We start from the raw sequence: 3,715 nt of genomic DNA, 5'->3' as shown, positions 1-3,715 counted from the left end.
AATATTTTTCTATACTTCTTGCCAGATATCCGAAGGCGAATTGCCTGGTTGAGGAGTTGCTGCTGAGTTTCTGTACTTAGTTTGCGTGCGTCAATTTTTTCCATGACTCACTCTATAGCATATTTGTCGCTCAATTCCTACTAAATACTTAGATATTTTATTGCCGAGTTAATATCGATAGTCCACTGTATCAAGTGGCCAACATGCTCTTATTGAAATTCTTGGGCGTAAGCTCTAAATAAGAGTGTACGCGTTATTCGACTTTCAGGTTTTTTTGAAATATTCGGGTTAAAGGTCAACTTCTCCATCAAATAGTAACCAATTTTTCTCTGATTTAAGCATCTCACTTTTTTGTTCATTAAATTCACTATTCAGCATAATATAACAGATTCGACTACTATTCCTTTTTATAAAATTACTTTTTTTTAAGATATCGATAAGTACATCACTTCCTAAATAACTTAATATTATAGATTTAGTCCCAATCTTTCTCATGCTCATCGAGTATGAAAGCAATAAAGCTTGAACAATAACTCCAGGTTTAATAAAAGACATATCAACAATTGTTGAATTATTTTTTTCTATATAATAAACAATAAATCCTAAAAGCTTTTTGTTTTTTTTTTTGTAAATACAATAAAATTTATAATCAAAACTTTTACAGTCAGCATAACGCCAATTGAGGTATGAAGAATCTTTTTTAAACATTAAATAAACAGATTCTTTTGCATTGTTGCAAAACTCATCGAAATCTGAATTACAAGTATCTAAAGTTTTGAAAAGGTATTTATAATTTTTAATTAAAAAAAGTTTAAAAAGATCTGAAAATAAAAACCATCTATCAACTAAAAAGCCCAATAAATAAGCTAAAAATTTACTTTTAGTATATTGAATAAACTTTCCTTCTGATTCCAAGATTTTTGAAAAATTTTTCATTTTTCCTAGTGGTTTAAAGCCTATACGTTTAAATACCCCCCTGGAAGGCTCATTTGGTAAACCGATATTAATGTCATAGCCTGCAGCTAAAGACTTTTTAATTGTTTCACGCTGCATCTTTAGTGCAGGACCAAAGACCCTATGGTCTTCTCTGACAATAAAGTCTATTGATGTACCAACTTTATAGTCTTTGCCATTTGCATTTAGTAATCTAGGAAAATTAGAACAATATCCGACAATTTCTGAATTACAAAATTCAGCTACTGACGTTTGAGGTTCTCCGTTAGGGTTTTTATCATGTATCCATTCAAAACGACCAGAAAAAAAACGTCTTAAATTATTTTTCCAGAGTTTAATTACCGTCTCTTTATGAACTTTCGCATTAAAAGGTAATATCGTATAATCCATAATTTCATTCCAAAAAATTGAATTTTTTATAATACCGGTTCTCTAAGAACCTCCAGTAAATATGCTTTGATCTTATCTGTCAAAGGCTTGTGATATTACAAGCCATCTCAAAATAATCTGAGCAAAATAAGTGAACATCCAAGATGAAGAAATCCAAGAAAATTCTGAACATGGTATGCCGATTTACCGCCATCAAGATAAGCTTTATACCATGTGCAGATTGTTGTTGCACTAATCCATGTAATTTCAGATATTTCTCGATACTTCTTGCCAGATATCCGAAGGCGAATAGCCTGGTTGCGGAGTTGCTGCTGGGTTTCTGTACTTAGTTTGCGTGCGTCAATTTTTTCCATGACTCACTCTATAGCATATTTGTCGCTCAATTCCTACTAAATACTTAGATATTTTATTGCCTGGTTAATATATAGTTTATAGGTTTTTGAATCAATTTTCTTTTTGACAAGCATCGGCAAGCGCATTTTTATAACCAATTGTTATTATAAGCAAATAACAATGGGCCGCCGCCCTAAATGCTCAAATGTCAAGCAAAAAATGCACTAATTATTAAAAAAAATTACACGCAAAAACCTAACCGGACATCACTGACTTAAACTCTGATAGTCGTTCATGAAACCTCCTTTCTTGTGACTTTGAGCGGGCCACTTGATTGGAGGTTTCTATTTTATTCCGGAACTGTCAAACTGTTAGTGTCCCCCGGCAGAGCCGGGGGTTTTCCCAAATGAATAAAGTGTGAACGCGAACTTTCTCTAATTGCGGTGAACCCCATATCAGAGCACTTTCTTGAAACTGGAGCTTTTTAGAGAACCGGATTTATAATTTAAAATGAAAATCTAAAAGTTCCAAGTCAAATTCGATGGCTTTTTTATAAATAAATCCCTTGTGACAACTAAACAAAATTGAATTTTCAAAGTCAATAAAATAAACATCATTTGTTGATTTTTCAATCATAATATTTCCATATTTAATATCATAAACACATACGCCTAAATTATGAATCTGCTTTATTGTTTTATAGATCATATCTATCGTTCTTTGATCAATACATGTACTTAAATACTTTTTTCCTTCAAGTACTCTTTTAATCCATTCATTACGGGAATTTTGTTCATTTTTTGATAGATAATGAACATCTAAAATCATTGCTCCTTGTGATGCAAGCATACTTCTAACAGTAATACCATTAATGTAAGACATATAAAGAATACAGTTATTGATATCAGTTTTTATAATTCTAGGAACCATACATCTATTCTGTAGAGTAGATAGGACAATTAATTCATTTGCAAAAAAAGCAATATTCTCCTTTCCAAATTTTTTTTTTACAGCTAAAATACCTCCATCAAGTACTACTAAACTAAGATTATACTTTTTACGTTTTAGGAATTGATGATTTTCTTTTAATTTTAATGAAGATATGTTTTTCACATTATATAAAGGGTAATAATAACCATCTTGATCAATTATGGCTAACTCAGCTTCACCATTCTCATAAACCAAATGAAATATGCGTCTTAAATCCTCATCATTATCAATAACATTAGATACATTCAACATTGGTTTTTCTAAATAAGAATTAGTTCGAATTAGCTTAAAACGAATAATCTTATAAATTGATTTAACTTTTATATGAAAGGCCTTTAGATAAAATATAAATAAAATAATAAAAGTTATTGAAATAATAACTATTTTTATTTCACGAACAATAACACAAAAAGTAAGAATAATGACCACAAGTATCCATATTAGAAAAAATTTTCTAATCTTAATTAATTTGGTTATTCTGTCGATATCCATAATAATTATTCCACTCGATCTTCAAGTTTTTAGTACCCATGTCAAGCAGCCTGCCTGTGTTTGAGAGCAGGTGATGGTTCCAGGTTGCCAAGCCCCCGAGGAGCCATGTGTTTCGTTGAAGTGTTGAGCTGAACCAGATTATCCTCCAAAGCCCTTGCGAATGTTTTGAACTGTTCAATCGGGTCATCAGCCAGAAGCGCTTTCTCAAGGGTATAAAGTAGCCCTTCCACCTTAATTTTAGCTATCATCCTGCCCACAGTGTATGCGGGAAGTTTGTTTTCTATCCGGGCCAGTTTATCGGGATGATAAAGGAGGCAGTAATCAACCATCAGGCTCAGAATCAGGCTCTTGCTTGATCCGTCGGCGCCGGGATGCTTGGTCAGCTTGCCCCAACCTTCATTGCCTTTCCAGTCCTGAAAGAAAACCTCGATAAGCCATCTCAAGGTATAGGCTTCAATGATATCCGTTCGCCAGGTCATATCCGATGCGATGATATATCGATAGGGTTCTTCACCTTCATATTTGAGCGCAATCACGAAACGTTTTTTTCCGTGGC

At 32.8% G+C, this 3,715-nt stretch carries 3 protein-coding genes and 1 pseudogene; all 4 read right to left on the bottom strand.

Features of this window, described 5'->3' with window-relative positions:
* Positions 1–288: 288 nt before the first annotated feature.
* Positions 289–1,344, bottom strand: a complete 1,056-nt coding sequence (locus ACYQ11_RS21715) for a GNAT family N-acetyltransferase (RefSeq protein WP_459925930.1) — start codon at positions 1,342–1,344, stop codon at positions 289–291.
* 107 nt (positions 1,345–1,451) lie between these two features.
* Positions 1,452–1,697 (bottom strand): hypothetical protein, encoded by a 246-nt coding sequence (locus ACYQ11_RS21710; protein ID WP_459925929.1) that lies wholly within the window; start codon positions 1,695–1,697, stop codon positions 1,452–1,454.
* 478 nt (positions 1,698–2,175) lie between these two features.
* Complete coding sequence (locus ACYQ11_RS21705) at positions 2,176–3,159, bottom strand: BUD32 family EKC/KEOPS complex subunit (protein WP_459925928.1); 984 nt, start codon at positions 3,157–3,159, stop codon at positions 2,176–2,178.
* A gap of 41 nt (positions 3,160–3,200) precedes the next feature.
* A pseudogene (locus tag ACYQ11_RS21700) lies at positions 3,201–3,715 on the bottom strand (IS701 family transposase); the annotation flags it as partial.

The organism is Desulfatiferula olefinivorans, from assembly GCF_054657895.1.
This window is presented reverse-complemented; position numbering and strand designations above follow the sequence as displayed.

What these genes read in the sequence shown, in the direction of transcription:
- ACYQ11_RS21705 (WP_459925928.1), bottom strand. Translation starts at nt 3,159, where the DNA reads ATGGATATCGACAGAATAACCAAATTAATTAAGATTAGAAAATTTTTT.
- ACYQ11_RS21710 (WP_459925929.1), bottom strand. Translation starts at nt 1,697, where the DNA reads ATGGAAAAAATTGACGCACGCAAACTAAGTACAGAAACCCAGCAGCAA.
- ACYQ11_RS21715 (WP_459925930.1), bottom strand. Translation starts at nt 1,344, where the DNA reads ATGGATTATACGATATTACCTTTTAATGCGAAAGTTCATAAAGAGACG.